Below are 24,990 nucleotides of genomic sequence, written 5' to 3'. Positions count from 1 at the left end.
AAAGTGGGTTTTGCATTGCTGCGGAGTGTGTCGATTTCGGCCTGTTGGTCTGGGGTGATGGGCATGGCGTGTCTCCGGGCTGGCGGTGAGTCGGGATGATGTCGGCGCACTATAGGAAATGGTGGGCTGCGACAAAACCATTAACGTTCTCGCTGAATTAAATCATAGGTTGCGCCTTGACTTACAGTGGATCGCCCTGAAAGGTGTGCCCGTTAAGCATTTGATAAATTTGGAAGGTGATGATGAAGAAAGTATTTGGCATGATGGTGGCAGCGGCACTGCTGGCGGCCTGTAATGACCGGAGCGCCCTGACAGATGATGAGGTCGCGCAACCTGATACCGGCGGTGGTGCTGGGAGTGTTGGTGGTGCTACAGCATCTTTGGGTGATGTGGACTCGGGCACACTGGAAAACGGTGTCTTGACCGTGGTCGTTGCACTGGACGGTGAAGATGCCATTCAAGAGTATGCGTTGACGGGCGATGTGAACGGCTATGATCGCTATGACCAGCAGGAAACCCCGATCAACAGAGCGTTCACCGCAATTGCCGGATCATCTTCGGAAGAAAACGAGCTTGTCGCGATTGTCACGATGGATGGTGGTCAGTTTAACCGTTTCTTTGGTGGTGCCGTTCTGGAACAGGGTGATTTTTCTGCACCCGATAGTGGTTTTGTCTACTACCAAGGTGACTATGCAGGTCTGGTAAATGCAGGTGCCGCACTGCCCCCCGGCGGCGGTGCCCCTGATGCTGTGACACCATTTGGCGTGGGTGAGGTCGTCGGCTCTGTCTATTTGATCGCGGATTTTACCGATAACGCGACGGAAGGCACGATTTATGGGCGTCAGGTCGACATCGGTGGCGGGTTTATAGATTTGGAAGACGTTGTATTGATCACGAGCGATATTGCGGCTGATGGCACGTTTAACGGTACCGTCGAGTTGGGAGACCTGAGCGGCGTTGGTACCTATAGCGGCGCCTTCGGTGGCGACGACGCCGCCTTCGCAGGCGGACTTGTTGCACTGGATGATGGCGCTTACGAAGGTATCTTTGAAGAGGGTGTGGATACGTCAAATCTGCAGGAGTACGGCCTCTTCGTCATCGGGCAATGTGAACCGGCAAGCTGTTTCGCCGCTCCCTGAATGAACTGGCAGTGTATGAAACACATATGTTTCTCGATCGCGCTGGCCCTTCTGGGGGCCAGCGCCACCGCGCAAACGACAGTTGATTTAAGTATCGACCAAGCACGCAATATCGCGACACAGGCGCTTTTGTCAGACGACCCCGCACTTGCGTTGCAAATTGCCGAAGCAATCCTGACACAAGTCCCCGATGATCGCACCGCTCTGATCGTCGTGGCCGCGGCTGCCCCGCAGTTGGGTGATCCCGCGCGCGGCCGTGCCGCAGGGGCGCGTGCCTTTGCCGTGTCCCAAAGCGATGCCCAAAAATACGAGGCCGCCCGCCTGACCGCCTTGGCCGCTGCAAATGACCAGCGCTATACCCTTGCCACGTTCTGGTTGCGCCGCGCCCTGACCGTCGCGCCGAATGAGCAAGAGCGCAACCGCACCCTGCGTGATGCCCGTGGCGTGACCCGTCTGAACCCCTGGTCCACAAGCCTGTCATTTTCGCTCGCGCCGTCAAACAACGTGAACGGCGGTGCCGAAGATGAAGCCTCGACAGCACCCGGCAACCCCACCGGCACATTGTCAGCGGATGCGCAGGCGATCGCGGGATGGCGCGCAGTCCTTGCGTTCAACACCAGCTACCGGATGCACCAATCGCGCGAGAGCCGCACGACCGTCGGCGCGCAATATCGCGGCACGCGCGTGCGTATTACCGACGACATCGCCGTCCCTGATGAAGCATTTACAACCGATTACTACGAACTCGCTCTGCGCCATGAGCGTGCGCTGGAGAACGGCACGCTCACCTTGCGCGCAGCACGCGGACTTTATGAATATCGCGACCTTCGCGGCCCATCGGACGCACAGGTTCTCAACGATGAATACTATGATATCTGGCGATTGGGCGTTGACCGTCAGGTGTCACTGAATGCGCAGACCGTGTTATCGTTTTCGGTTGGTCGGGAGTGGCTGGACTACCGCAACGCGGGCATTGGTGAAGTCAACCGCTTGACCTTCGGTACGGGCTTTGTTCACCAGCTTGCAAGCCGCGACAGGGTTAGCGCCAATATCACAGTGGTCGATAGTACGGGCGACAGCGTAAACTATACATCACAGGATCTGACGCTGAGCGGCAGTTATCGCTGGGCCGAGCCGTTGGGCCCGATCACCCTTGGCGTTGGTGGTGGCTTCCGTTGGAGCGATTACCCCGACTACAACCTGTTGTTTGCCGTCACCGGCGGACGCCAGGACCGCACGGTCTTTGCCAATGCCGATATCGGATTCCCCGAGATATCCTATGCGGGCTTCACGCCCGGTCTGCGGATCGACGCAAGCCGCACGGACAGCAACGTGAGCCGTTTTGACCGCACGACGCTTTCAGCGAGCCTGACGATTTCATCGCAGTTCTAGTATATCCGAGTGGATGTCGCCCCTCGAGGCCAATTCCTAGAGCGCTGTAACCCATTTATTTATTTGGAAATATCGCAGAATGCGTCAGTATTCAGTTTCACTGGTGTGTCTCATGGTTATCAAGCCACGCGCGGATGATCGCCTTGTGCCGCGCGCCGTCATAGCTCGGAAAGTGCCCGCCATGCACAACGCGCACCGGCAGATCGTAAAGCCGCACCATGGATCGGTAATAATCCGCAGCATCTGAGTGATATGTATCTTCAATCAGCGGTCCGTCATAAACGATATCACCCGAGAAAAGCGTTGCAGTCGCCGCCTCCCAGAGCGCTATGCCACCCGGAGAATGGCCTGGCGTGTGGATCACCTCAAAGGTCCTGTCTCCCAGATCGACAACATCGCCATCAGCCAGCAGACGGGTCGCAGGCGCAGATTTCACTTGATAGGTCGCAGATTGGTAGGGTGCCGGTGGCAAGAGGTCAAAAATATCGTCGGTGACATAGGGATCGGCCAGCGTGGCTTCACGCGTTGGATTGGCCAATAGATCAGCCTCTGCGTGATGCACGCAGCGGTCCTCGAATTCGTGATGACATCCGATGTGGTCAAAATGTGTATGGCTGGCCACGGCCGTCAGGGCGCGTTCCGTCACCAGCGGCACCCAGTCACGCAGCGACACGACACCCATGCCGCTATCGACCAGAAGGTCCCGGTCACGACCGCGGATGTGCCACATATTGCAGCGGTAAAACGGCTGGATAAAGGGCTCGTCGATCAGGGTCACACCATCGGCTTTGGTTTGCAGTCGGTACCAGTCTTCAGGGCGGGCGCGGTCCATTGCTAAGGCTCCTTGGGAAAGACGCTGACCGTATCAGCACCGGCGGAGATGACCAGCACATCGCCAGGTGCCGGCATATCGCTGGGTGGGAGATGCGCGATCAATACCAGATCAGGGGCCGCGTCAGGGACCAGATGCGCGCGAATATGGGTGCCGAAAAACGCCGCCTCGCGGACACGTGCCGGTCCAAGTGTTATTTGCGCATCGACTGTGCCGATCGCCTCTGGCCGCAGGCATAGCGTCGCGGCGCCATGTTTTGGGGCGTGCAATTGCAAACGGCCAAACGGGGTCTCGACACCGTGCTGCGTGACTTGCGCCGGAATATGGTTCATCTCGCCCATGAAGTCCGCAGCAAACAGGCTGGCAGGCTGGCGATAGATACGGGCGGGCGCACCCTGATCTTCGATTTTGCCCGCATTCATGACGACGATGCGGTCGGCGATCGCCATCGCCTCTTCCTGATCATGGGTGACATGCACAAAGGTCGTGCCGACTTGGCGCTGGATCGCTTTGAGTTCATCCTGCATCGCGCGGCGCAGTTTCAGATCAAGCGCACCAAGCGGCTCATCCAATAAAAGGACGTCCGGTTCCACAGCAAGAGCGCGCGCGAGCGCCACGCGCTGGCGCTGGCCGCCAGAGAGTTCATGTGGGCGCTTTCCCGCGTCGTCACCCAAACCGACCAGCGACAGTTGGGCCTCGGCCTTTCGGTCGCGCTCTGCGCGGCCCATCCCCGCCATGCGCAATCCAAAGCCGACATTTTCGCGCAGGCTCATATGCGGAAATAGGGCGTAGTCCTGAAACATGGTTGTCGTCGGACGCTTGGCGGGCGCTACCCGCGTCATGTCGCGTCCGCCGATCATCACGCGACCTTCGCTTGGCGCGATAAATCCACCCAACACCGACAGCAGCGTGGTCTTTCCGCACCCCGACGGGCCAAGCAGCGTCACATATTCGCCCGCTGCGATTTCCAGATTGATGTCATCAAGTGCCTGATAGGTGCCGAACCAGTGGTTCAGGCAGGACAATGAAACAGGTGCGGTCATGAGCGGCGTTTCCGGAATACAAAAAGTTCAAGTGTCAGGACAGCGGCGATCGAGACAAGAAAGACAAGGCTGCCAATCGCATTGAGCCGTGGCGACAGCCCCGAGCGCAGCATTGACCAGATTTCAACCGGAAGTGTCACGTCAAAACGGGTAAGCAGGAACGAGATAATGAATTCGTCCCAGCTGAAGGTCATCGACAAAAAGAAGGCGGCCCCGATCGCAGGGGCCAGCATCGGTACTGTGACCAGCAAGATTACCTGCATCTCATTTGCCCCGAGATCCCGTGCGGCACGTTCTGCATTCTGCTGCTGTGCGCCCATCGCCGCAAAAATGATCGCAAAGGCCAACGGCAGGTTGATGACGACATGTCCAATCCCGGCGGTCATCAATGACAGACCAAAACCCGCCTGCGTCAGGACGATCAACAGACCAAGCCCTACGATCAGGTAGCTGACGGTCAAAGGCGCGATCAACAACGCACGGACAAGTGCCGATCCCGGCAACACGTGACGCGCCAAACCGTAGGCAGCCAGAAATCCCAGGGTAACCGCGATCAAGGATGCGCCGAAAGCCACCAGAACCGAATGGATCAGCGCCGCCGTCAGGCGACTGTCACCAAGAATATCCGCATACCAGCGCAGCGATGGCCCGTTGAACGGTGGCACCGGCAATTGCCCGTCCTGAAACGAAAACAAGACAAGTGTCGCGACCGGCAGATAGATGAACACGAAAGCCACCGCGAGATACAGCCAAGGGACAACGCGCATCATAACCGGTCCAACCGCAACCAGCGTGCAGCCGCCAGATAGGCCACTGTCACGATCCCCATCAGCACGATTGCCAGTGCCGCCGCGAGTGGGAAGTCCGCGCGGCGTCCAAGTTGCACCATAATCACCTGTGGCACCGTCAATTCCGTATTGCCGCCCAAAATCTGCGGTGTGACATAGTCGCCGATGCACAGCACAAAGGTCAAAAAGGCCCCTGTCACAATTCCAGGCAGCGTGAGTGGCAAGATCACATGACGAAAGGTCTGAAACGCGCTTGCGCCGAGGTCTTGCGCGGCACGGCGGTAGTTCGGCGAAAGCTGCACCAGATTGGCATAGATCGTCAGGGTCAGCAGCATCACGAAGAAATGCACAAAGCCTGTCACGGTTGCGAACCGCGTATTGGCCAGCGTCAACGGCTCTGCAATCAGGCCCAGATTGAGCATGGTCTGGTTGACCACCCCGTCACGCGCCAACACCAAAAGCCATGCGTATGATCTAACGACATAAGAGGTCCAGAATGGCAGGATCGCCAGCAACAATGCCAACCGCTGCCACCGCTTGGGCACATTAAACGCGATGATCCACGCCAACGGATAGGCCAGCACAACCGAAACCACCGTTACCGTCAACGTGATTTCGAGCGAGACGATAATGGCGCGCCACAAGAAACGCTTTTCCGCCAATTCCGCGTAATTCTGGAACGACAGTCCCCAAATCAGCGTGCGCCCGTCCAACGTTGCAAGGCTCATCGCGCCCATCACAATGAAAGGCACGATGAAAAATGCAAATGTCCACAGCAAGGCCGGGGCGACAAAACCCCAGCCCTGCGCGCGCTGTCCCGTGGCGGTCAACTGCAATGCCTTACTGTGACAATGTATCGAGCCACATGTCCTGCATATCTGCGTCGAGCGCATCGTCAGGTGCCGGATAAAGCTGGGTCAGGGCCAGATAGTCCGGCTGATCATCCCAGCGCAGAACCGCCTTTTGGTCGTCGGTCAGAAAGTCACCGGCCAAGGCGTTGGCAGGCATCCCCCAGAAACAGGACGAAGTGGCCAATCGTGCCTGCCCTTCAGGGCTGACGATATATTTGACGAACTCAAGTGCGAGATCCGGTTGCTGCGTACCTTCGACCACACCAATCGACTGGGTCCAGCGCACGGCACCCTCTGCCGGGATCGTCCATGTCAGATCAGGCTGTTCTTCGGCCAGCACAGCCGTCAGCCACTCACCACCACCCACAACAATATCGACCTCGCCTGTGGCAAGTGCGGTCTGCGCCGCAACGACCCCTGCAACCGACGCCGCGCGCGAGCGCATGGTGCCCATCACCTCACCGATCGCACCCAGATTGTCGCTTCCGATGTCCGCGGTCGCGATCCCTTGCGAGATTGCGGCAAGGCCCATCACGGGCAGATAGTAGTCGTATATCGAAATCCGGCCATCATATTTTTCCGACCAAACGGTCGCCAGCGACTCCATATCAGCCGGGTCGACGTTGGCGGCGTTATAGGAAATCGTGTTGTAACCGAACTTTTCGGTCACGGCATAGGTCACACCATCAACCGTGTTGACCTCTTCCATCACCACCTCCGGGAAGAAATCCGCAGTCGGTAATTGTGCTGCGTCAATAGGCGCAAGAATCCCCGCATCTACCGCACGGAACACATCAATGCCGTCGATGACCAGCACGTCCCAATCACCAGGGCGCGACTGGTCAAGAAGTGCAAGAGCTGCACCGGTGCCTTCGTATTCACGCAGGTTCACAGTGACGTTGTGCTCTGCCTCGAACGGAGCGATCAGCTCGGGGTCCATATGGTCGCACCAGACCAGTGCATTCAACTGGTCCTGTGCCGTGGCAGCACCTGCTGCGCAAGTCAGGACAGTCGTCGCAAGCAGTGTCGAAGTCAGTTTTGTCATGTCCATTCTTCCCTTTTGGTTTGATGTCTGACCGCTTGTCGCGCGGCTCTTGATTAAAAAGTTGAAGTCATTCATCTTTGTAGTCAACACCAAATTTCTTCGGAACAGCAAGAATAAGAAGGAAAACAAATGGCCGGATTGCGCGAAAAACAGAAAGCTGACCGCGAAAGGCGCATCTTGCAGGCCGCCGTGACCAAATTTCGGGCAGACGGTTATCGCGCAGTCCGCATCGAGGACCTGGCTGACATGGCAGAGGTCTCGGTCGGGACAGTGTATAATTACTACCAAACCAAGGGCGATATCCTCATGGCCACGGTCGCAATGGAGGTTGAGGAAGTTTTGGACGCAGGCCTGACCATCTTGGCCGACCCACCGCAGGCGGTGGATGACGCATTGCTTGCGTTGATCTTTGCATATTACGACCATTCTTTGGAGTATCTGACCAAGGAGATGTGGCGCACAGCCATGGCACTGGCAATCGAGGCCCCCGGCACGCCGAACGGGCGCCGTTACTTTGAACTGGACCAGCGACTTGCGGCGCAAATGACTGATTTGGTTCAGGTGTTACAGGATCGGGGCACCGTGCGGCGGGATCTGGACCCACGACCTTTGGGTGTTTTGCTGTTCAACAACCTTAATCAAATGTTTTTGGAATTTGTCAAAGATGACGACATGACGCTCGAGGTGCTGCGTCGGCGCGTTGATGCCCAGACACGACCTCTTGCGCAGCTTATCGCCGCTGGCCCCGCGGTGCATTGATACGCTAAATGGATGCTTGTGGTTATCTTTAGCCAAGTAGCCGATCCCAAACGCCACTTTATATCTGCTTCTGGTTAGCTGTTTCATCCCCCTTGCGTTTCGTACGTTGAGCCCTGCTAGTTTCTAGGCTGACCTTTGTGCGGAAAAACAACTATGAAAAAAACCACCCTCAAACCTGGTTTTCAGGATGCTGCAAAGTGTCCAGCGAGATAAGAGCGCAGAGCAAAAATGCGCTCACTGCGTTCGTTTCTGGATGACCCCCCTGTTCAATCTCGCTTTCATCGTTGCGCAATTCATAAGCCGCAAAAATTTTCGCGCAAAGAAGGTCGCACCGCTTCGATTATCTTAACAAGGCTGCCCGTTCTGCCTCCAATGCAGCGATTTGTCGGTTTATCGACGAAGTGCTGACCTGGTTCATGCCCGCCGCCAGTATGTCCAAAGTTCCCATACCTGTTCTTGAACCGGGAGCTTGGCTCGTAACAAGCTCAATGCGTAAGGCAGCGATCTCGGCATCTATTTCGGCTATCCTATCTGCGCTTGTGCGACCTGTGGATACAAAACCCTGGCCGGCGGGGAGGCATCGTGATGTACCGGACGCGACAATCAGATCGACTCTTGGCGCAACTGAGGGTGTAAAATCGGCGGCGCCGAAGCCGTTCTGCTGGCAAAGTTCGTTTGCGCGCCTTATTGCACCCTGCCGTGCTTCCGCAGAGTCAGCTCCAACATACTCCACCTGCCAGACGCCTGCGCCAATCTGCCGGTCTGTATAGCCATAGGCACTGCCTACGAAACCCTCACCAAGCGGGCCATACCCTTCAAAGCCCGCCTGAGAGCAGGCGCACAGCCCAACCAGCCCAAACAACACAAATTTCGTCTGTGCCACGCGCGATTTCATACCCATCGCTCTTTCTCCATTGCTCGCTAGCATACGATCGATCCACCCTGCCATTCCGGTGGACATGAGCTCCCTCCCTGCGAACCCGACGGCGCACTGCTGGTAGCGGTACTTCCCTGTATCGTCGCAGCAACACCTGCGGCAGCCGTTAGTCCGCCCAGCAGATCACCTGCCGTAATGCCCCCCGCTACCGGTTGGTTGCCGCTTGCGACGAAAACGCTGCCACCGGATGGGGCGCGGCCAGATCGCCGTGCCTGATATTGGGACGCCATGTCAAAGACAGTGGCCCCACCGCCACCAAAAACACGCGAGTCGAAACGGCCTGGCGCAGGACTTTCGCAATGCGACAGGGCAGAAACTGAGCTTCCAAGAAGAATAAAGACGAGCGTGATGCTAATACTTGAACGACGGATCATGCCGGAGCCCCTACATCATCATTGCATTGTCAAGGGCGTCAAAGGCATTGTCAGAGGCTCGACGCATGGCAGGAATAACGGCACGATACAGGACAATGGCGGTAAAAATGCCAACTGCGCCCACAGGACCGAAGCCAAAAACAGATGCGGCACCCACCGCAACTGCGGCGCCGACAAAGACCTGACCGATCACGCTCGTGCTCAGGTCACGTCCAAAGTTGCGGGGGATATCCATACGTCCAGATGGACAGTTCGCCATCGCCTGAGCGGGCGTCACAAGCGCCGAAAAGAATAAGAGCAACGCCGCACGGCGTGAATTCGTCATTGATCTAGCCTTCCCTGATAAACGGTGTTTGTGTCACACCGGCACTGTCATAGGTGACCCGCGCCAGACCCAGCGCCAGACGCGCATCAGCTTCGGCGATGCGTGGATCACGTGCAAAACCAGCCCCAATTAGAAATTGGTTTGCTTCTGCCGCCGAAAGGGCACGGTTCAATCGCGCGGACAGGCCTAAAAGTGCCATCAATGCCTCGGGATAGCGATCACCCGTCTGTAGCAACGAAACCCCAAGCGGGATTTCATTTTCTGTACGCACGTAATGGGTCACGACAACGACGCGTTGTCCAGCGCGTGCGGCAGCCAATCGGTTTCGCAACGTCGTGGCTGTAAAGGCACGCGTTGCACCGCAGTGCAGGGAAACCGCGACCTCGGTAAAGGCCGGGGCTGTTGGTGAGCCGAATGCGATCTGCGGCGAAAGAACACGGTTGCCGGGCACAGAGGGCACACCCTGAGTGCCACTGGTAGCAGCAGTGGCGGCGTTTGTCGCTTCGGATGTTTGTGTCCCCGTGCCAGCTTCTTCCATGCAGCCTGCAATGGCAAATGGCATCACGGTAAGAACGGCACGTCGGTCGAACATAATCTGCCTTTGTTCAAAGCGCTAAGTCGCAATTGAATTCTGACGGCGACAACCACCCAGGCTTGCCGCAACCAGTCAAAGGCTAATTTGCCCTGGAGCATCAGGATAGGTATCAATATTGATAATCAGATCTGGACAAGCCCGTGTCGGATTGCAATCGCTAGGGCCTGCTCCCGTGTGCGTGCACCCAGTTTGCTGCGTGCCGATTGAAGGTGCTTGCTGACGGTGACGCTTGCAATGCCCATACGCCAAGCAATCTCGCTGGTTTGGAGCCCTGTCGACAGCCATTGCAAAACTTCGATCTCGCGCGGATTTAGCAAGGGACGGATGCGATATATCGGGGCGTCTTGAGTTCCAAGTCCTTCGGGCCGAACCCATGCCGCCACGGCGCTAACGCAAGCCATAAGTCTTTCACGTTGGTCGGGCGCACGCAACGCTGCAGCAGACTCCAATGATGTTGCATAGAGCACGATCCCTCCGGGACGCGTGCCGTTCCATGTGGGCACCAGAACCGCATGCTTGACCTGATGTTCGACGAGCAACGCAGGCAGTGGGTCCTTGTCCGACAGCAGCCCCTTCTGCCCCACCTTTTGCAAATCGATCTCGTCTAAGGCTGTTTTTGCGGCACAATGAGACATCCACGGGTCGGATTCATGTATTTTGGCACCGACATATTCCGACATCAGACCCGCAGGTGTCGTCGATGCTACACGCACAGAATGTAAGGCTTCGCGCGGGGCAGTGCCTGCCGTCACCCAATCACTGCCAAGATTTTCTAGTAGTCCTTGGGCCACCTGCCAACGGGCGGCGGTGGTCTGCGCTGAGCACAATGCCTGATGAGCATTCACTATCTCGTTCTGCATACCGGTCCCCGCCGCGCAGTTGCCACATGCGATCGCTCTGTTTCCTTAGCCTGCCTCCGATGGCATTTATAAGGTTGCCCGACTTTGCTAAGATATCAAATGCTTTTGTGCTCAAGGACTAATTGGTCGCAGACCATACAGAGTGCATGGTTTTTGACGGGTGGATATCCTCGGCGAACACCAGCGGTGGTCCGCGGTGCTGGATTTTAGTAGCTGAATGCAGATAAAAAATGATGTCTCAAAGTGTAATCCACTTGAACTTCATGGGGACCTCCGAGCGCCACAGGAATGGTTGCCAACACACATGCTCATGAAAGTATAATGCGTCTCGTGCGACGTCCTCGTGGTCCGCACCCGACACAAGTTTTCCAGTCTGCCGCTGGCGGGCCTTTGCTGTCTGCACGAAGGCCCATGCAGTGGCTTTGCGTAGGGAGCGGGTTTTTGGCGGCGTAAGATCGACCCATTTCAAGACGTTCCGAAAAGGAACGTTTTGGGAAGTGCCGCACAGATGATAACTGTGCGGCAAGAAGTGGTTTATTCTACGTTTGCAGCCAGCCAATTTGTCATTTGCTCAATTTCGCCCACTTGTGCTTGCATGATCTCCTCGGCCAGTTTGATCATTTCCGGATCATCGCCATGGTCGAGCAAAACCTGCGCCATGTCGATTGCACCTTGGTGATGCGCAATCATGCCACAAGCGAATGCGACATCGGGATCTTGGTTCATCATGCCTTGTTCCATCGCAGGCATGGTAATCATCATTTTTCGCATGTTTTCCTGAACGTGTTCAGGAAAGGTGCTGAAATCAACGCTATCAGACCCCATCATTTCTACGCCATTTCCGACACTATGGCCCATCGCTCCATGGTTCATCGCTCCATGGTCCATTGCATCCATTTCTGTAGACGTGATGCACTGTTCGGGAAGCTGGAACGCGGCATCTTGGGCAAAAGCAGGGTACGAAATTGCTGCCGCTGCGACCGCTGTTTTTAAAAGGTTCACTTTACAGTCTTTCTCTGGGTTCGGTTTCAGAATGGGCTCACGCGCGAACCCAACAAGGCATTAACTACGGCTTCCTGTAAGTGGAGGGTCAACTACTTTCACAACACAGCTTCGTGAGCATCCAAAAGCGAAAGCGTTCACCATGAAACGTTCAGCACCGGCACGATACCCAAGCGCCATAGTGCCGTTATAACAGCACACTGGCCCTCTCAAGGCGTCCCGTGCGTTCAACGATGACCTAGAGCACCTTTTGTACAGTTACAGGCAGCACGCCTTGCCGGCCATATTCACTGTCCATTTTGTGACGATAAGATGGACAGAAGCCATTACGCTCAGGCCTATTTAATGATTTCAAAGGGTTGGATGGTGCTGTGAGAGAGGATTGAACTCTCGACCTCACCCTTACCAAGGGTGTGCTCTGCCACTGAGCTACCACAGCATCCGTGAAGCGGGGAATTAGCGGCAATCGCCCCTTGGTGCAAGCCCTCTCTGGACGGTTTTTGCGGGTATTGATAAGACCACCCCTATGAGCGACAAACAGACCAAGACCAAAGCCGAAAAGAGCGCCCAAACCCGTGAAGACCGGTTGAAGGCCGCGTTGAAGGCCAATATGGCGAAACGCAAGGCGCAGGCGCGCGCAAGGGCGGCGGCTCCGTCCAGTGAACAGAAAGAGTAGGCAGCATGGATTCCATCGTGGTCACGGGCGGCACCCCGCTGAACGGCAAAATTGCGATTGCGGGGGCCAAGAATGCGGCCCTGACACTGATGCCTGCAACGTTGTTGTCAGAAGAGCCTTTGACCCTGACCAACGCCCCGCGCCTGTCGGATATCGCGACCATGACCGCGCTATTGCGGTCTTTGGGTGTGGAAGTGACCTCAATGCAGGATGGCAAGGTGCAGGTTCTGTCCAGCCACGCCATGACATCGACCACTGCGGATTATGAAATCGTGCGCAAGATGCGTGCCTCGAACCTTGTGCTGGGGCCATTGTTGGCGCGGCATCATCAGGCTGTCGTTTCCTTGCCCGGCGGTTGTGCCATCGGCGCGCGCCCGATGGATATCCATGTCACAGCGCTTGAGGCGATGGGGGCCGAGATTGAATTGAAAGACGGCTATCTGCATGCCAAGGCCCAAGGCGGGTTGAAGGGCGCGCGGGTGCCGTTGCGCTTTGCCTCTGTGGGTGCCACCGAAAACGTGCTGATGGCAGCGACTTTGGCCAAAGGCACCACGGTGATCGAAAATGCCGCCCGCGAGCCCGAGATCGTCGATCTGGCCAAATGCCTGCGTAGCATGGGTGCGCACATTGAAGGGGAAGGCACCAGCACGATTACCATCGAAGGTGTAGACCGTTTGGGGGCTGCGACCCATCCTGTCGTCACCGACCGGATCGAGCTTGGCACCTATATGCTGGCCCCTGTCTTTGCGGGCGGTGAAGTGGAGTGTCTGGGCGGACGCCTTGATCTGGTGGGCTCTTTTGTTGAAAAGCTGGATGCCGCCGGTGTGGATGTGAGCGAGACGGAACACGGCCTGAAGGTCAAACGCCGCACGGATCGAGCGCAGGCGGTGGATGTGACGACCGAAGTGTTCCCCGGCTTTCCCACCGATTTGCAGGCGCAGATGATGGCGATGCTCTGTACCGCTGACGGCACGTCAGTGCTGGAAGAAAAGATCTTTGAAAACCGCTTTATGCATGCGCCAGAGCTGATCCGGATGGGGGCAAATATCGAGGTGCATGGGGGTGTCGCCACGGTGCGTGGTGTGGACCGCCTGAAAGGCGCGCCGGTGATGGCGACGGATTTGCGCGCCTCGGTGTCGCTGATCCTCGCGGGTTTGGCCGCAGAGGGCGAAACAACTGTCAGCCGGATTTACCACCTTGATCGCGGGTATGAGCATATCGAGGAAAAGCTGCGCGGTGTCGGGGCGCAGATTGAGCGGGTGTCGGCATGAGCGAAGATGCAAGATTTGAGGACGGGCGCGAGGCGCCTTTGCGCCTGAAGGCGCTGGATACCGAGGATCTGGCGGTGATTGCCGCACTGGTGCAGGATGCGGTGTTTCCCGCCGCCGAGATGAAATGGGATCGCAAGGCGCGGCGTTTTGCGATTTTGCTCAACCGTTTTCGCTGGGAAGACGCGCCGAAAGCGCAGAAGCGCAAGCGCAGCTATGAACGTGTGCAGGCGGTTCTGGCGGTGGAAGACGTGCTCAAGGTGCAAACCCAAGGGGTGGATAAGGCCGATGCGGATATGGTGTATTCACTGCTCGCGATTGCGTTTCTGCCCGGTGAAGATGGCACAGGCCGTGTGGAACTGACCCTTGCCGGCGATGGCGCGATTGCCTTGGAGGTTGAAGCGTTGGAGGTGCTGTTGCGCGACGTCACACGGCCTTATGTGGCACCGTCAAATAAGGCGCCGTCGCATCCCGAATAGCGCCACGCAGCCCCGGACGTGATCCGGGGCCTTTTGCACGCGACACGGTCGAGGTCCCGGATCAAGTCCGGGACGGCGCCGTGCTCTATTGATGCCCCCTGCCCTGAACGCTATGTCCTGCGCCAAGGAGAATACCGATGCCACAGTTTCTATCCACCACTGATCCCGATTTCGAGGCCCGCTTTACCGCGATCCTGAGCGCAAAGCGCGAAGACAGCCCCGATGTTGATCATGTCGTGGCAGAGATTATCGCGGATGTGCGCAAGCGCGGAGATGCGGCGGTTCTGGAACTGACGGCAAAATTTGACCGTCTGGACCTGACCGCGCAAACCATGCGTTTTACGCCCGAAGAGATTGCGGCGGAATGTGCATTGGTAGATGACGCCGACCGCGCGGCATTGCAGCTCGCCGCTGACCGCATACGTGCCTATCACAGCCGCCAGATGCCGGATGATGCCATGTGGACCGACCCCGACGGTGCAACATTGGGATGGCGCTGGACACCTGTGTCGGCTGCGGGACTTTATGTGCCGGGTGGGACGGCATCTTATCCGTCATCGGTCTTGATGAATGCGATCCCCGCCAAGGTGGCGGGCGTGCAGCGTTTGGCGATTGTTGTACCGACGCCGGACGGCGTGACCAATCCGCTGGTATTGATGGCGGCGAAAATAGCAGGCGTAGACGAGATTTACCGGATCGGTGGCGCACAGGCGATTGCAGCCCTTGCCTACGGGACCGAGACAATTGCGCCGGTCGACAAGATCACAGGCCCGGGCAACGCCTTTGTGGCTGCGGCCAAGCGGCGGGTGTTTGGCAAGGTGGGCATTGATATGATTGCAGGCCCATCCGAGATTTTAGTGATTGCCGACAGGGACAATGATCCTGACTGGATCGCGCTTGATCTGCTGTCACAGGCCGAACATGACGCGAGCGCACAGTCGATCCTGATCACCGATGACGCGGGTTTCGGGCAGACTGTTGCAGCGGCCGTCGACGAGCGGCTTGAAACGCTGGAACGCCGCGCAATTGCCGGTGCGAGCTGGCGTGATTTCGGGGCCATCATCACCGTGAGGGATTTTGACGAAGCCGCCCGTCTGTCGGACCGGATTGCACCAGAGCACCTTGAGCTTTGCACGGCTGACGCCGACGCGCTATCTGCGAAAATCACCCATGCGGGCGCAATTTTCATTGGGGGTTGGACACCCGAGGCGATTGGTGACTACATTGGCGGCCCAAATCACGTATTGCCGACGGCCCGTTCCGCGCGGTTCTCAAGCGGGCTATCGGTCATGGACTTTATCAAACGCACGACCCTTTCACGCATGACCCCTGACGCGCTGGCCGCGATCGGGCCTGCAGCAGAACGTTTGGCAATATCGGAGAGCCTGGAAGCGCATGGCCTGTCCGTGCGCGCACGTCTCGACCGCCTGAACAGAGGTGAGCCATGAGCAAGATCATCCATATCAATATCGACGACCGTAATCTGCCACCGCCGACACCCGAGATTGATCAGGAACGTAAAGTGGCGATGTTCGATCTGCTGGAAGACAACAGCTTTGCCCTGCCCGCGCGTGAAGGACGCGATGTGCCGCCCGGCCCTTACAAGCTTGAGCTTTCGATCAAGGAACGCAGACTCGTTTTCGATATAAGACAAGAAGATGACAGCGTGGCCGGAGAATTCCATCTATCGCTCGGGCCGTTCCGGCAGGTCGTGAAGGATTATTTCCAGATTTGCGAAAGCTATTTTGACGCGGTCAAAACCCTGCCCCCGAGCCAGATCGAGACAATTGATATGGCGCGGCGCGGCATCCACAACGAAGGCGCGCGGGTGTTGCAGGAACGTCTGGAAGGTAAGGCCGACGTTGATATCGACACCGCCCGCCGGCTCTTTACGTTGATTTGCGTGCTGCACTTTGGGGGCTAGGTAATGGCGCAAGGCAGCACATACGCACCCCTTCCCCAGTCGGTGCTGTTTTGCTGTGACCACAATTCTGTCCGGTCGCCCATGGCCGAAGGGATCATGAAAAAGCTCTATGGCAAGCAGTGTTATGTCCAGTCGGTTGGCGTGAAGAACGATCTGGAGATTGATGGGTTTGCCGTGACTGTATGTGCCGAACTGGGGGTGGAACTTTCACGCCACCGGTCGCGCTCATTTGATGAAATGGAAGACTGGGGCGATGATCTGTCGTCCTTCGATCTGGTGCTGGCCCTGTCGCCCGCAAGCCAGCGCCGCGCGCTGGATTTGACGCAGTTCTATCATCTCGACGTCGAGTACTGGCCGATCCTTGACCCCACAGGCCTTGGCGAGAGCCGCGAGGCGCGGTTGGACAGTTACCGCAAGACACGCGATCAAATCATGTCCAAGCTTTTATCGCGGTTCGGCCCTGCGTCTGTGTGAATTTTACCAAAGCTTAATAGAACCTATGTAGGGGTTAAAAAAATTCTCCCCGAGGTGATGAGATTATGTTTTGGACCAGGTCCCTTGCACGAAATGCTGATGACGACGCCGTTCTTGCGGCGGCTTATCATTCGCAGGCGATCATCTTTTTTCAACCCGATGGCACGATCGTCAACGCGAACGCGGCTTTTGTTGCGACAATGGGTTATGACAACGCGTCAGAGATTATTGGCAAACACCACCGTATCTTTCTGTCCGAGGCGGACAGCAATTCCGACGCATATAAAGAATTCTGGCCCAGCCTCGCGCGCGGTGAAATTTCATCGGGCGAATTCAAACGGATTTCGAAATCCGGGGATGAGGTCTGGATTTCCGCCTCTTATGCGCCCGTTCGCGATGCGCAGGGCAACGTCCGACAAGTCGTGAAACTGGCCAGTGACGTCACCGCCTCGCACCGGATTATGCAGTTGCTGGTCGACGGGCTTGCCGCACTTGGCGAAGGTGACCTGACAGCGCGCATTTCCGCTCCCGTCGCGCCACAGCACCAATCCGTCAAATCAAGCTTCAACGAAACGCTCGCAGGGCTGGAGGATCTCTTGAATACGATCCGGTCCGGATCGGAACGTCTACACGATGTCGGCAGGGCCGTGCAAAACGGGGCGCGCCAATTGCAGCAAAAGGCACAGGCGCAAAAGGAAATGCTGGCGGAAACCACAAGTGCACTCAGCCAGATATCGCAAGCGGTCGCAGGCACAAGCCACTCAACCCGCGAACTTGATCAAGAGGCTGCGCTGACAGCAGACAAGTCGCGCGAGGGCAGCCGAATCGTCGCGGACACGATCACAGCAATCAAACGTATCGAAACCCTCTCGAAAGAGGTTTCAAAAACCACAGAAGTCATTGAGGGCTTTGCATTTCAAACAAATCTGCTGTCGTTGAATGCCGCGGTCGAGGCCGCACGGGCGGGTGCGGCTGGCAGCGGATTTGCGGTGGTCGCCAGCGAAGTGCGCAATTTGTCGAACCGGTCTGCAGAGGCCTCGAAAGAGATCGCTAAATTGACCCGCAGTTGTGAAAGCGAAGTCATGAAGGGCCGCACTTTGATTGAAACTGCCGGTGCCTCGCTGGAAGCCATCAATCACGGCGCTGCAACTGTGGCAGAGGCGGTTGACCGGATTGCCCGCACGGCCACGCAACAATCAAAAAGCGTATCGGACGTCGAATCCGCAATTCACGCGATCGACATTGGCGTGCAGAATGTGGCCGCGCTTTCCGATGATAGCGCGGAGCAAGTCAAACGGCTTTCGGATGAATTGGCGATCCTGGACAACCTGCTGTCACGCTTCCAAACCAGGCAAGCCCTGCCGCAAATACCTGCGCAGATGAACCTGCGACAAGCAGGATAGCACCTGATGCGGCGGGCATGACGGGCTGTGGCGACACTGCTCGTGCACGTCACGGCCAGCACATCGCCGAGATATTCACGATTCACCCTTGAAAATTGCTGTGTTCAGGCGCATCTAGGCGGCGCCCGCTTCTTGATGCGGGTGTGAAACATAGGAGATCACATGGCCAAGGAAGAACTGCTCGAATTCCCAGGTGTCGTGAAAGAACTTCTGCCAAACGCGACGTTTCGGGTCGAGCTGGAAAACGGCCATGAGATTATCGCGCATACGGCAGGAAAGATGCGCAAGAACCGCATTCGTGTTCTGGCAGGCGACAAGGTACAGGTGGAAATGACACCTTACGATCTGACCAAAGGTCGGATTAACTATCGCTTTAAGTAGCGTGAAGCACAGCTTCGCGCGGCGCGGGGAAGGGACTTGCCAATGGCAAATCACGGCCGCGCCGGTGGATGTTGATAAATGACCACCCTCCCCCCAAACCCCGCTTTGAAGCTTGTTCTTGGCTCCGGTTCACCCCGGAGGCTGGAGCTATTGGCGCAGCTTGGGCTGACGCCCAGCGCCGTGCGTCCGCCCGATATTGATGAAGACGTGCGCAAGGGTGAATTACCCCGCGATTACGTCAAGCGGATTGCCGCCGAAAAGGTGGCGGCTGTGCCTGCCTGCGCGGACGAGGTCGTCCTCTGTGCCGATACCACAGTGGCATTAGGGCGGCGGATCATGGGCAAACCCGCAGATGCCGCCGAGGCTGCGCAGTTTCTTTTTGCCCTGTCAGGGCGGCGCCATAAGGTGATCACAGCACTCGCGGTAAAACGTGAAGGGCATATCTGGACGAAAGATGTGCAAAGCACGGTCGCGTTCAAGCAATTGTCGGACGCGGAAGTGAACGCCTACCTTGCGTCAGGTGACTGGCGCGGCAAGGCCGGAGGCTATGCCATTCAGGGGCCTGCGGGGACATTTATTCCCTGGATCAACGGATCGTATACCGGCATCGTTGGTCTGCCGCTCACCGAAACCGCAGGCTTGCTGACAGCGGCAGGCGTTGTGCTCAATGGAGGTGACACATGAAGGGTCGCATGATCGTTCTGGACCATATCGGCGAAATCGAAGCGGCAGCCTATCTGGTGGATGGCAAGCTGGATGATATCCTGATTGATCACGAAGACGCCCCGCGCCCCGGTGCGATTTTCCGTGCGATCTGTGACCGGCCGGTTAAGGGCCAAGGGGGCATGATGCTGCGCCTGCCCGCGGGTGAAACGGCATTTCTGCGCCATGGGAAGGGCCTGAAACCCGGTCAGGCGATGCTTGTGCAGGTCACGGGGATTGCCGAGGACGGCAAGGCTGTGCCGGTCACGGACCGCGTATTGTTCAAGAGCCGCTATGCGATTGTAACGCCGGGCAAGCCCGGGCTGAATATTTCGCGCCAGATCACCGATGAAGATGTGCGCGATGCGCTTTTGGCGGTCGCACATGAGGTGTTTGACAGCCCGCATGGTTTGATCCTGCGCTCCTCCTGCGAAGGTGCGGATGAAGCCGAGATTGCCGATGATATCCTTGCCATGGTCGCTTTGGCCGACGCGGTGCTGGCAGATGCTGACGGCAATGAGCCCGAGGCCCTGACCGAAGGCGACGGCCCGCACTTGGTGGCGTGGCGCGAATGGACAGGTGCGGCAGAGGTCGTGACACGTGCAGGGTCTTTTGCTGATCTTGGCGTGCTGGATCAGGTGGGGGCACTCAGCCAGCCACAGGTGATCCTGGGCGAAGGGTATATGTATGTGGAGCCAACGCGCGCGCTGGTCGCGGTTGATGTGAACACCGGCAACGATACCTCGCCCGCCGCCGCGCTGAAGGCGAATTTGGCGGCGGCGCGCGCTTTGCCGCGTGCCTTGCGTTTGCGGGGGCTCGCGGGGCAGATTTCGGTGGATTTCGTGTCGATGTCAAAGGCGCACCGCAAGCAGGTGGAACAATCGCTGCGCGCCTCGTTCAAGGCTGATCCGATCGAGACGTCTTTGGTGGGCTGGACCCCCATGGGCCTGTTTGAATTGCAGCGCAAACGCGAGCGCCCGCCCTTTCCCAAACACCTGTTCAAGGACATCTGATGCCCTGCCCGATCTGCGACAAACCGACCGAGACCGACTTCCGCCCGTTCTGTTCAAAGCGCTGCGCGGACATTGATTTGGCGAAATGGTTTTCGGGGGCCTACGCCATTCCTGCGGACAATCCCGAGGATCTGGAAGAGCTAGAGCAGCAGTTGGATGCGGCGCAAAGGCATAAACCGCATTAGCGATCTGCTTTTCCGACAAATCCCTCTGGACACCCCCCTTTCCCGCGTCTAAAACGCCGCTACCCGATGCGGGCGCACAGCGCCCACATCCCGGTGCCCGGGTAGCTCAGGGGTAGAGCAGTGGATTGAAAATCCTCGTGTCGGTGGTTCGATTCCGCCCCTGGGCACCAAAGCACCTCTTGGTGTTAATGATTGCAATAGGTTATAGGTAAAAATTGTCCCACCGTTTGCGCGGCTGGGCAAAAGTGGGACTTTTTTGTTCGTGAGGCGTTCGCATTCCCGCGCGTGAAGTCGCGCCTACTGCGGCGGATGAAGAGTCACGGTTTTCGAAGGTTTGGGTGCCTATCAAAAAGCGGCGGACCCTACCGCCCAACCGAGGTCGAGCGGTTTGCCGGAGGGCAGGATATGCCGCAGCGGTTCGCCGCGTGCGGCCTCGAGCCCCAAAAGTTCGGTGAAGGCAGCGAAATCCTCGAACCAGCGGTGCTCCTGGGAGAAGGACTGCACTATCATCGCGGCGCGGTCCGTCTTGAAGCGATCGGCTTCGAGCACGGCGGCGGCAGTCCGGTGGAGCAATTGGTAGCGGACGTGCTCGATGGGGCCAACGGGCAGCCCGAGCAGGTCGCGGATGAAGGTGATCCGTTCGGTCTTGCCTGCGCTGGCACCGACCATCCATTCTCCGACGGTCGGGCCGAAGGGTTCATTGACCTTGGCTTCGACCGCGACGGCGATCGTCTCATCCTCGGTGCGGGCGAGGGCGAATACATCGCACTGGCTCTCTCGACGCCCGCCGGGCAAGGCTACCTTGTGCTCGGGTATCGCGAAAAGCAGCTTGGCATCCGGGCCGAGCATTGCAGCGACTTCTGGCGGAAGACCCTGCGCCGTCTCCCAAGAAAGGGCCGCGGCCATCGCCGAATAGCCGCGCTTCCATTGCTTCTGCGGGTCGGCGAGGAACTGTTGCCAATCGTCTGGGCCGCTGCTGGGTATCAGGATTTTGCTCATACTGTAGGTGTCAATTCTTTTGGACTCATGCAAACTAACCAAGCGTCGCTCTTACATCCATCATCGGAATGTAGCCGCGCTTCGGGTTCTCGGGGTCGTCCAGTGGCTGGAATCCAAGGTCTGCGTAGAATTTCCAGCGACGGTCGAATTGTTCGTCCTCGAGCACGTCTAGAACGATGGCGGCGGCGCCCATCTGATCCGCGATTCCGATACATCTTTTCATCGCATCCACGACGAGGGCTGTCCCAAGCCCTTTGCCTTGCATGTCCTGCCTGACCGCGACGGCGCGGATGTAGATGACCGGAACGTCGGGCACTCGTGCGCGCTGCCACGCTTTCGGGCCGAATTCGGAACGGACCGCAAGGGCTCCCAACGTGTAGAAGCCAAGCACGGCGGGGTCGTCTTCTGCTGTCGCAATCCAGGCCGCAACCATTCCGGCCTTGATTTGTTCCGACAGGGACGACTTCAAGAAGTTGTCGATAGGTGCGAAGCCACAGGAAAAGGCGCTGCGGTCATGCAGCGCCTTGTCGAATGTCGCGTTGGTCAGTGCGGGCCGGTCCGGCGGAGTATCAGCCGGCATCCTTCAAAAAGCCTTTCGACGCATCTGCAGCACGGGCCAGTCCGGGCACGACCTTCCCCGGGGCCTCGACGGCGGCTTTGAACGCGTCGAACGCCTCGACCGGCAGAATGGAGAGGGACATACGCTGCTCCACCTCCTGCGCACGCAGAAGAGCAGCCTGACGGATGAAGTCTGCCTCCTGCAATCCGGTCGCTGCCGCAGCCGCCCGAATGCGTTCCTCATCCGTGCGATGCATGCGCAATTCCTTGCGCGCTTCCATTTTGCCCGGCGTTGGCGTCACTGACGTATTGGCGAACATGGTCAATCTCCTTTGAAAGCATCATGTACGGTAAAACGCCGTACATGTCAAGAATTGCTGTTTCGACCGTCCTACCTTTCCGGCCCGCCTCCCTCCCGCGACAGGAGCTTCATCCCGGACGCCGCAAGCACCTTCTGCCGGGCGGCGCGTGTGTAGCGCGACGCTTCCTTCATGGTCGTCCAGCCGAAGATCGCCATCAGCTGCCGCTCGGTCGCCCCGTTCTCGGCCGCCAGAGCCGCGCCCGCCTTGCGCAGTCCGTGGGCGGAACAATGCTTCAGCCCCGCTGCGTCGCATTGCTTGCGGAACCAGTTGCCGAAGCCATTAGAGGTGAAAGGTTTGCCGAACGCCGTGACGAGGAAGGCCAAGTTGCCGGTGGGCGTGGCGGCGATGACTACCTTCAATTCGGGCAGGACCGGGATGGAGAGGGTGACGGGCTTGCGGTCGCGGTTCTTGGCCTGGGTCAGAGTGATCCAGCCGTCCTTGATTTGCTGCGGGCCGAGCCGGACGATGTCCGACCGCCGCTGCCCGGTATAGAGCATGAGCGCCAGCGCCAGTCGCGGCTTGCTGCCGACCGGGTGATACTCCTCGAACTGCTGGACCTCTTCCATCGTCCAGGAATGGAAGCCGTCGCCTTTGGCCTTGAGGTAGGGCACGTCGCGGGCCGGGTTGCGTTGCGCCAGCTCGTACTCGACGGCAAAAGAATAGACCTGCCGCAGCGCCTTGACGAAGCCGTTCGCCGCTTCGGGCCGGTCGGCCATCCCGTCGCGCATCCGCCGAACATGGCGGGGTTCCATTAGCGCGTAGGGCTTCGATCCGTTCTTCTCGCAAATCCTGTCGAGGATGCCGCGCCGGACATACTTGGTTCGGTCGCCCAGCCGCTGGTATTCGGCCGAGACGTAGTACTGCTCGCAGAGCCACTTGAAGCTGCCCCTCGCGCCACGCCGCTCCAAGGGCCCCGCAGTGGCGCGCGGCGTCGCGCCCATAATCGCGGCGCGGTATTCGGAGACGAAAGCGTCAGTTCCAGGCTGACTGTGCAGACGCACCTTCAGGTGCCCGGGCCGCCGAAGGTAGACGCGCACGTTCCCGTGCCGGTCCGTGTCTTCGATGACGTGTTTCAGGCGCATGCTGCCCGAGCCGTCTCGCATGAGAAATGTTGGCATGGGTGTGCGCCGCCTTTCGTCAGCCGTCAGCCGTCCCAAGGATTGTGGTCGGATTGATCCCCATCAGGGATCAGCTCAAACGCCCGGTCAAGTTTTTTCCGGTCCCAGACCGTACGGGCATTGATCCGCTTGGGCGGCGGCATGCGCCGGTCTCTGACCAGGTGGTCGAAGAGCGTGGGCGAGACCCCGATATAGGCAGCTGCCTCGGTCCGCGAGAGACCGCGGGGCGCGAGGGTTGGCGGCAGGATGGCGGGGCGCTTGGGCATGGGGCGATCGGTTGGGGTTTCGGTTGCCCCTAGGATGCCGGAAAGGGAGGAAGGAACGAAGCCGAGAACGGGCGGAGTAGGCCCGTGGCGGGGAATGACAGGTGGTCGGCGGGTGTGGCGTTGCTGGGCGGTGTTCTGGCTGGGCCGGAGTAGTCGTACTCCTTCGCGGCACCCGCAGGATACCGCATGAAAAAAGTTTCAAGTTCAATGGGTTGGCGGGATTGATGCTTCAATGTCTGCGTGAGTGCGGCGAATAAATTCCTTGAACAACAGCAACTTGAGGTGGCCGTGCGGCATCTCTTTTATCTCGCGCTCCATTGATGCGCTGTTTCTAGGCCATGTCTCGTCACCAAAATTCAACGAAAGCTTGCTTGAAAGCTGGTCGCCGTGAGCGACACATGCGCATCAAGCGGCGGGCGCAACTCGAAAGCCTTGGGCGTTCGTGCGAAGTTCCAGAGGCGAAACAAGCACCATTCCTCGCGCCGTTCATCTGCTACGGCCAACTCGTTGCGCGAGATATGGAACGGAGTGCGTTCCCACCCGTTGGTTGTCTTGACCTCGATCAGGCGCTGCCGACCGTCTGCATCGAAACTGGCGATATCGTAACCTGCACCATCCCCGTCTTCTTCCGAAACCCAGCGGATTTGCTGCGCCAAATCCTCCCGCCCAGCTATGGTCAGCTTGTCACGCTCGTGCTTCAGGACGCGCTCCTCCCCTGCCGTGCCAAGGGCGCGGTTGCGTTCGTCCCGCGCGGCCACGTCAAACTTTCGGGCGATATGGAGCATCTGCTCAAGCTCGTCCGGCGGCGGTTGGTTTGTTAAGGTCGGTGCAGGCCCGACCCAGAGTTCCGCCGCCTCGGCCATACCATCAACTCGCCGGGAAGAAAGGGTGCGGCGCGTCCAGCCGGGGTTAATAGCCAGCCAGCGTGCGACGGCGTCGACCAGGCTGGTCTGGAAATTGAACGCCGGTTTGTACCCGGTGATCCAGACCTCACCGAGCCCCTTGAGGACAGCACTGATGTTCTGATGTTTGAATTCAACCGACCCTGCCGAACGGTTGTTGAGGAGCGGCAGAAGCTGCCGCCGATGCGCAGCCTTGTTGTAGGGACGGCCTGCCACATCGTCAGCTAGCATCGCGAAGTAGTCCGCGACGATCAGGTCATTTTCAGTATCTGTCCACGCTTGGCTCGACATTGCGCCAGGCTAGAGGAAGGTCTGTCTGATGTCACTAAAACGCGCAA

Annotated in this window: 30 protein-coding genes and 2 tRNA genes; 15 read left to right on the top strand and 17 right to left on the bottom strand. The window is 58.3% G+C overall.

All coding sequences use genetic code 11. The features are described 5' to 3' along the window. The first annotated feature begins 239 nt into the window (after positions 1 to 239). Positions 240 to 1,139 (top strand): HupA family protein, encoded by a 900-nt coding sequence (locus tag VGP75_RS02225; protein WP_327542096.1) that lies wholly within the window; start codon positions 240 to 242, stop codon positions 1,137 to 1,139. 15 nt (positions 1,140 to 1,154) lie between these two features. Continuing rightward, positions 1,155 to 2,531, top strand: coding sequence for a hypothetical protein (locus VGP75_RS02220; RefSeq protein ID WP_327542095.1), 1,377 nt, complete (start codon positions 1,155 to 1,157; stop codon positions 2,529 to 2,531). Positions 2,532 to 2,628: 97 nt separating this feature from the next. On the opposite strand, the gene VGP75_RS02215 is transcribed toward VGP75_RS02220, so the two are convergent. Genes VGP75_RS02215 through VGP75_RS02195 form a run of 5 tightly spaced genes read right to left on the bottom strand, consistent with a single transcriptional unit; the run spans position 2,629 to position 7,090 of the window. Next, positions 2,629 to 3,363, bottom strand: coding sequence for an MBL fold metallo-hydrolase (locus tag VGP75_RS02215; RefSeq protein WP_327542094.1), 735 nt, complete (start codon positions 3,361 to 3,363; stop codon positions 2,629 to 2,631). 2 nt (positions 3,364 to 3,365) lie between these two features. Next, positions 3,366 to 4,406 carry an ABC transporter ATP-binding protein gene (locus VGP75_RS02210; protein ID WP_327542093.1) on the bottom strand — a complete coding sequence of 347 codons (1,041 nt, stop codon included), beginning with the start codon at positions 4,404 to 4,406 and terminating at the stop codon, positions 3,366 to 3,368. Then, positions 4,403 to 5,176 carry an ABC transporter permease gene (locus VGP75_RS02205; protein WP_327542092.1) on the bottom strand — a complete coding sequence of 258 codons (774 nt, stop codon included), beginning with the start codon at positions 5,174 to 5,176 and terminating at the stop codon, positions 4,403 to 4,405. The genes VGP75_RS02210 and VGP75_RS02205 overlap by 4 nt, the downstream gene beginning before the upstream one ends. Further along, entirely contained in the window at positions 5,173 to 6,024 is an 852-nt protein-coding gene (locus VGP75_RS02200; RefSeq protein ID WP_327542091.1) for an ABC transporter permease, read from the bottom strand. Before VGP75_RS02200 ends, VGP75_RS02205 begins: the two co-directional genes overlap by 4 nt. Before the next feature lie 10 nt (positions 6,025 to 6,034). Then, positions 6,035 to 7,090, bottom strand: a complete 1,056-nt coding sequence (locus VGP75_RS02195; protein ID WP_327542090.1) for an extracellular solute-binding protein — start codon at positions 7,088 to 7,090, stop codon at positions 6,035 to 6,037. A gap of 129 nt (positions 7,091 to 7,219) precedes the next feature. Between VGP75_RS02195 and VGP75_RS02190 the strand changes: the two genes are divergently transcribed. Continuing rightward, a complete protein-coding gene (locus VGP75_RS02190) occupies positions 7,220 to 7,849 on the top strand; it encodes a TetR/AcrR family transcriptional regulator (RefSeq protein WP_327542089.1) in 630 nt (209 codons plus the stop codon). Between the two features lie 340 nt (positions 7,850 to 8,189). Here the strand turns inward: VGP75_RS02190 and VGP75_RS02185 are convergent, their stop codons facing one another. The 6 genes from VGP75_RS02185 to VGP75_RS02160 form a co-directional block, all read right to left on the bottom strand. Next, on the bottom strand, positions 8,190 to 8,810 hold the full coding sequence (locus VGP75_RS02185) for a hypothetical protein (protein WP_327542088.1): 621 nt from the start codon (positions 8,808 to 8,810) through the stop codon (positions 8,190 to 8,192). A 360-nt stretch (positions 8,811 to 9,170) separates the two neighbouring features. Then, entirely contained in the window at positions 9,171 to 9,485 is a 315-nt protein-coding gene (locus tag VGP75_RS02180; RefSeq protein ID WP_327542087.1) for a hypothetical protein, read from the bottom strand. A gap of 4 nt (positions 9,486 to 9,489) precedes the next feature. Continuing rightward, positions 9,490 to 10,077: a hypothetical protein gene (locus VGP75_RS02175; RefSeq protein ID WP_327542086.1), complete on the bottom strand. Its 588-nt coding sequence runs from the start codon at positions 10,075 to 10,077 to the stop codon at positions 9,490 to 9,492. A 125-nt stretch (positions 10,078 to 10,202) separates the two neighbouring features. Further along, positions 10,203 to 10,940 carry a helix-turn-helix transcriptional regulator gene (locus tag VGP75_RS02170; protein ID WP_327542085.1) on the bottom strand — a complete coding sequence of 246 codons (738 nt, stop codon included), beginning with the start codon at positions 10,938 to 10,940 and terminating at the stop codon, positions 10,203 to 10,205. Between the two features lie 534 nt (positions 10,941 to 11,474). Next, a complete protein-coding gene (gene copM / locus VGP75_RS02165; protein WP_327542084.1) occupies positions 11,475 to 11,942 on the bottom strand; it encodes a CopM family metallochaperone in 468 nt (155 codons plus the stop codon). Between the two features lie 364 nt (positions 11,943 to 12,306). Next, positions 12,307 to 12,381, bottom strand: a tRNA-Thr gene (locus VGP75_RS02160). Positions 12,382 to 12,468: 87 nt separating this feature from the next. Between VGP75_RS02160 and VGP75_RS02155 the strand changes: the two genes are divergently transcribed. The 12 genes from VGP75_RS02155 (at position 12,469) to VGP75_RS02100 (ending at position 20,617) form a co-directional block, all read left to right on the top strand. Continuing rightward, entirely contained in the window at positions 12,469 to 12,618 is a 150-nt protein-coding gene (locus VGP75_RS02155) for a hypothetical protein (RefSeq protein ID WP_327542083.1), read from the top strand. Positions 12,619 to 12,623: 5 nt separating this feature from the next. Then, positions 12,624 to 13,889 (top strand): UDP-N-acetylglucosamine 1-carboxyvinyltransferase, encoded by a 1,266-nt coding sequence (gene murA, locus VGP75_RS02150; RefSeq protein ID WP_327542082.1) that lies wholly within the window; start codon positions 12,624 to 12,626, stop codon positions 13,887 to 13,889. Further along, the gene (locus VGP75_RS02145; protein ID WP_327542081.1) at positions 13,886 to 14,365 is read left to right on the top strand and encodes a DUF2948 family protein; all 480 of its coding nucleotides are present in this window, start codon (positions 13,886 to 13,888) and stop codon (positions 14,363 to 14,365) included. Before murA ends, VGP75_RS02145 begins: the two co-directional genes overlap by 4 nt. Before the next feature lie 137 nt (positions 14,366 to 14,502). Continuing rightward, the gene (hisD, locus tag VGP75_RS02140) at positions 14,503 to 15,813 is read left to right on the top strand and encodes a histidinol dehydrogenase (protein ID WP_327542080.1); all 1,311 of its coding nucleotides are present in this window, start codon (positions 14,503 to 14,505) and stop codon (positions 15,811 to 15,813) included. Further along, positions 15,810 to 16,289 (top strand): UPF0262 family protein, encoded by a 480-nt coding sequence (locus VGP75_RS02135; RefSeq protein ID WP_327542079.1) that lies wholly within the window; start codon positions 15,810 to 15,812, stop codon positions 16,287 to 16,289. The genes hisD and VGP75_RS02135 overlap by 4 nt, the downstream gene beginning before the upstream one ends. Before the next feature lie 3 nt (positions 16,290 to 16,292). Further along, the gene (locus tag VGP75_RS02130) at positions 16,293 to 16,763 is read left to right on the top strand and encodes an arsenate-mycothiol transferase ArsC (RefSeq protein WP_327542078.1); all 471 of its coding nucleotides are present in this window, start codon (positions 16,293 to 16,295) and stop codon (positions 16,761 to 16,763) included. Positions 16,764 to 16,828: 65 nt separating this feature from the next. Further along, complete coding sequence (locus VGP75_RS02125) at positions 16,829 to 18,166, top strand: methyl-accepting chemotaxis protein (RefSeq protein WP_327542077.1); 1,338 nt, start codon at positions 16,829 to 16,831, stop codon at positions 18,164 to 18,166. Positions 18,167 to 18,328: 162 nt separating this feature from the next. Beyond that, positions 18,329 to 18,547 carry a translation initiation factor IF-1 gene (gene infA, locus VGP75_RS02120; RefSeq protein WP_007205486.1) on the top strand — a complete coding sequence of 73 codons (219 nt, stop codon included), beginning with the start codon at positions 18,329 to 18,331 and terminating at the stop codon, positions 18,545 to 18,547. Positions 18,548 to 18,625: 78 nt separating this feature from the next. Continuing rightward, positions 18,626 to 19,231 carry a Maf family protein gene (locus VGP75_RS02115; protein WP_327542076.1) on the top strand — a complete coding sequence of 202 codons (606 nt, stop codon included), beginning with the start codon at positions 18,626 to 18,628 and terminating at the stop codon, positions 19,229 to 19,231. Next, positions 19,228 to 20,262, top strand: a complete 1,035-nt coding sequence (locus VGP75_RS02110; RefSeq protein WP_327542075.1) for a ribonuclease E/G — start codon at positions 19,228 to 19,230, stop codon at positions 20,260 to 20,262. The genes VGP75_RS02115 and VGP75_RS02110 overlap by 4 nt, the downstream gene beginning before the upstream one ends. Continuing rightward, positions 20,262 to 20,447: a DNA gyrase inhibitor YacG gene (locus VGP75_RS02105; protein ID WP_327542074.1), complete on the top strand. Its 186-nt coding sequence runs from the start codon at positions 20,262 to 20,264 to the stop codon at positions 20,445 to 20,447. The genes VGP75_RS02110 and VGP75_RS02105 overlap by 1 nt, the downstream gene beginning before the upstream one ends. Before the next feature lie 95 nt (positions 20,448 to 20,542). Next, a tRNA-Phe gene (locus tag VGP75_RS02100) sits at positions 20,543 to 20,617 on the top strand. Positions 20,618 to 20,792: 175 nt separating this feature from the next. Here VGP75_RS02100 and VGP75_RS02095 read toward each other — a convergent pair. The 6 genes from VGP75_RS02095 to VGP75_RS02070 form a co-directional block, all read right to left on the bottom strand. Then, positions 20,793 to 21,446 carry a DUF6946 family protein gene (locus VGP75_RS02095; protein WP_327542073.1) on the bottom strand — a complete coding sequence of 218 codons (654 nt, stop codon included), beginning with the start codon at positions 21,444 to 21,446 and terminating at the stop codon, positions 20,793 to 20,795. 34 nt (positions 21,447 to 21,480) lie between these two features. Then, entirely contained in the window at positions 21,481 to 22,026 is a 546-nt protein-coding gene (locus VGP75_RS02090; RefSeq protein ID WP_327542072.1) for a GNAT family N-acetyltransferase, read from the bottom strand. Beyond that, the gene (locus VGP75_RS02085; RefSeq protein WP_327542071.1) at positions 22,016 to 22,324 is read right to left on the bottom strand and encodes a type II toxin -antitoxin system TacA 1-like antitoxin; all 309 of its coding nucleotides are present in this window, start codon (positions 22,322 to 22,324) and stop codon (positions 22,016 to 22,018) included. Before VGP75_RS02085 ends, VGP75_RS02090 begins: the two co-directional genes overlap by 11 nt. Positions 22,325 to 22,395: 71 nt before the next feature. Beyond that, positions 22,396 to 23,484: a tyrosine-type recombinase/integrase gene (locus VGP75_RS02080; RefSeq protein ID WP_327542070.1), complete on the bottom strand. Its 1,089-nt coding sequence runs from the start codon at positions 23,482 to 23,484 to the stop codon at positions 22,396 to 22,398. Positions 23,485 to 23,510: 26 nt separating this feature from the next. Next, complete coding sequence (locus tag VGP75_RS02075) at positions 23,511 to 23,750, bottom strand: helix-turn-helix transcriptional regulator (protein ID WP_327542069.1); 240 nt, start codon at positions 23,748 to 23,750, stop codon at positions 23,511 to 23,513. Between the two features lie 356 nt (positions 23,751 to 24,106). Next, complete coding sequence (locus VGP75_RS02070; RefSeq protein ID WP_327542068.1) at positions 24,107 to 24,943, bottom strand: protein NO VEIN domain-containing protein; 837 nt, start codon at positions 24,941 to 24,943, stop codon at positions 24,107 to 24,109. Positions 24,944 to 24,990: the final 47 nt, after the last annotated feature.

Origin of the sequence: Yoonia sp. (genome assembly GCF_036007805.1) — a bacterium.
Taxonomy (GTDB): Bacteria; Pseudomonadota; Alphaproteobacteria; order Rhodobacterales; family Rhodobacteraceae; genus Yoonia.
Note: the sequence above shows the minus strand (reverse complement) of the source record. Positions and strands in the feature narration are given on the sequence as shown.

Coding starts and splice junctions, on each gene's coding strand:
- VGP75_RS02225 (WP_327542096.1), top strand. CDS start 240: ATGATGAAGAAAGTATTTGGCATGATGGTGGCAGCGGCACTGCTGGCG.
- VGP75_RS02220 (WP_327542095.1), top strand. CDS start 1,155: ATGAAACACATATGTTTCTCGATCGCGCTGGCCCTTCTGGGGGCCAGC.
- VGP75_RS02215 (WP_327542094.1), bottom strand. CDS start 3,363: ATGGACCGCGCCCGCCCTGAAGACTGGTACCGACTGCAAACCAAAGCC.
- VGP75_RS02210 (WP_327542093.1), bottom strand. CDS start 4,406: ATGACCGCACCTGTTTCATTGTCCTGCCTGAACCACTGGTTCGGCACC.
- VGP75_RS02205 (WP_327542092.1), bottom strand. CDS start 5,176: ATGATGCGCGTTGTCCCTTGGCTGTATCTCGCGGTGGCTTTCGTGTTC.
- VGP75_RS02195 (WP_327542090.1), bottom strand. CDS start 7,090: ATGACAAAACTGACTTCGACACTGCTTGCGACGACTGTCCTGACTTGC.
- VGP75_RS02190 (WP_327542089.1), top strand. CDS start 7,220: ATGGCCGGATTGCGCGAAAAACAGAAAGCTGACCGCGAAAGGCGCATC.
- VGP75_RS02185 (WP_327542088.1), bottom strand. CDS start 8,810: ATGTCCACCGGAATGGCAGGGTGGATCGATCGTATGCTAGCGAGCAAT.
- VGP75_RS02180 (WP_327542087.1), bottom strand. CDS start 9,485: ATGACGAATTCACGCCGTGCGGCGTTGCTCTTATTCTTTTCGGCGCTT.
- VGP75_RS02175 (WP_327542086.1), bottom strand. CDS start 10,077: ATGTTCGACCGACGTGCCGTTCTTACCGTGATGCCATTTGCCATTGCA.
- VGP75_RS02170 (WP_327542085.1), bottom strand. CDS start 10,940: ATGCAGAACGAGATAGTGAATGCTCATCAGGCATTGTGCTCAGCGCAG.
- VGP75_RS02155 (WP_327542083.1), top strand. CDS start 12,469: ATGAGCGACAAACAGACCAAGACCAAAGCCGAAAAGAGCGCCCAAACC.
- murA (WP_327542082.1), top strand. CDS start 12,624: ATGGATTCCATCGTGGTCACGGGCGGCACCCCGCTGAACGGCAAAATT.
- VGP75_RS02145 (WP_327542081.1), top strand. CDS start 13,886: ATGAGCGAAGATGCAAGATTTGAGGACGGGCGCGAGGCGCCTTTGCGC.
- hisD (WP_327542080.1), top strand. CDS start 14,503: ATGCCACAGTTTCTATCCACCACTGATCCCGATTTCGAGGCCCGCTTT.
- VGP75_RS02135 (WP_327542079.1), top strand. CDS start 15,810: ATGAGCAAGATCATCCATATCAATATCGACGACCGTAATCTGCCACCG.
- VGP75_RS02130 (WP_327542078.1), top strand. CDS start 16,293: ATGGCGCAAGGCAGCACATACGCACCCCTTCCCCAGTCGGTGCTGTTT.
- VGP75_RS02125 (WP_327542077.1), top strand. CDS start 16,829: ATGTTTTGGACCAGGTCCCTTGCACGAAATGCTGATGACGACGCCGTT.
- infA (WP_007205486.1), top strand. CDS start 18,329: ATGGCCAAGGAAGAACTGCTCGAATTCCCAGGTGTCGTGAAAGAACTT.
- VGP75_RS02115 (WP_327542076.1), top strand. CDS start 18,626: ATGACCACCCTCCCCCCAAACCCCGCTTTGAAGCTTGTTCTTGGCTCC.
- VGP75_RS02110 (WP_327542075.1), top strand. CDS start 19,228: ATGAAGGGTCGCATGATCGTTCTGGACCATATCGGCGAAATCGAAGCG.
- VGP75_RS02105 (WP_327542074.1), top strand. CDS start 20,262: ATGCCCTGCCCGATCTGCGACAAACCGACCGAGACCGACTTCCGCCCG.
- VGP75_RS02095 (WP_327542073.1), bottom strand. CDS start 21,446: ATGAGCAAAATCCTGATACCCAGCAGCGGCCCAGACGATTGGCAACAG.
- VGP75_RS02090 (WP_327542072.1), bottom strand. CDS start 22,026: ATGCCGGCTGATACTCCGCCGGACCGGCCCGCACTGACCAACGCGACA.
- VGP75_RS02085 (WP_327542071.1), bottom strand. CDS start 22,324: ATGTTCGCCAATACGTCAGTGACGCCAACGCCGGGCAAAATGGAAGCG.
- VGP75_RS02080 (WP_327542070.1), bottom strand. CDS start 23,484: ATGCCAACATTTCTCATGCGAGACGGCTCGGGCAGCATGCGCCTGAAA.
- VGP75_RS02075 (WP_327542069.1), bottom strand. CDS start 23,750: ATGCCCAAGCGCCCCGCCATCCTGCCGCCAACCCTCGCGCCCCGCGGT.
- VGP75_RS02070 (WP_327542068.1), bottom strand. CDS start 24,943: ATGTCGAGCCAAGCGTGGACAGATACTGAAAATGACCTGATCGTCGCG.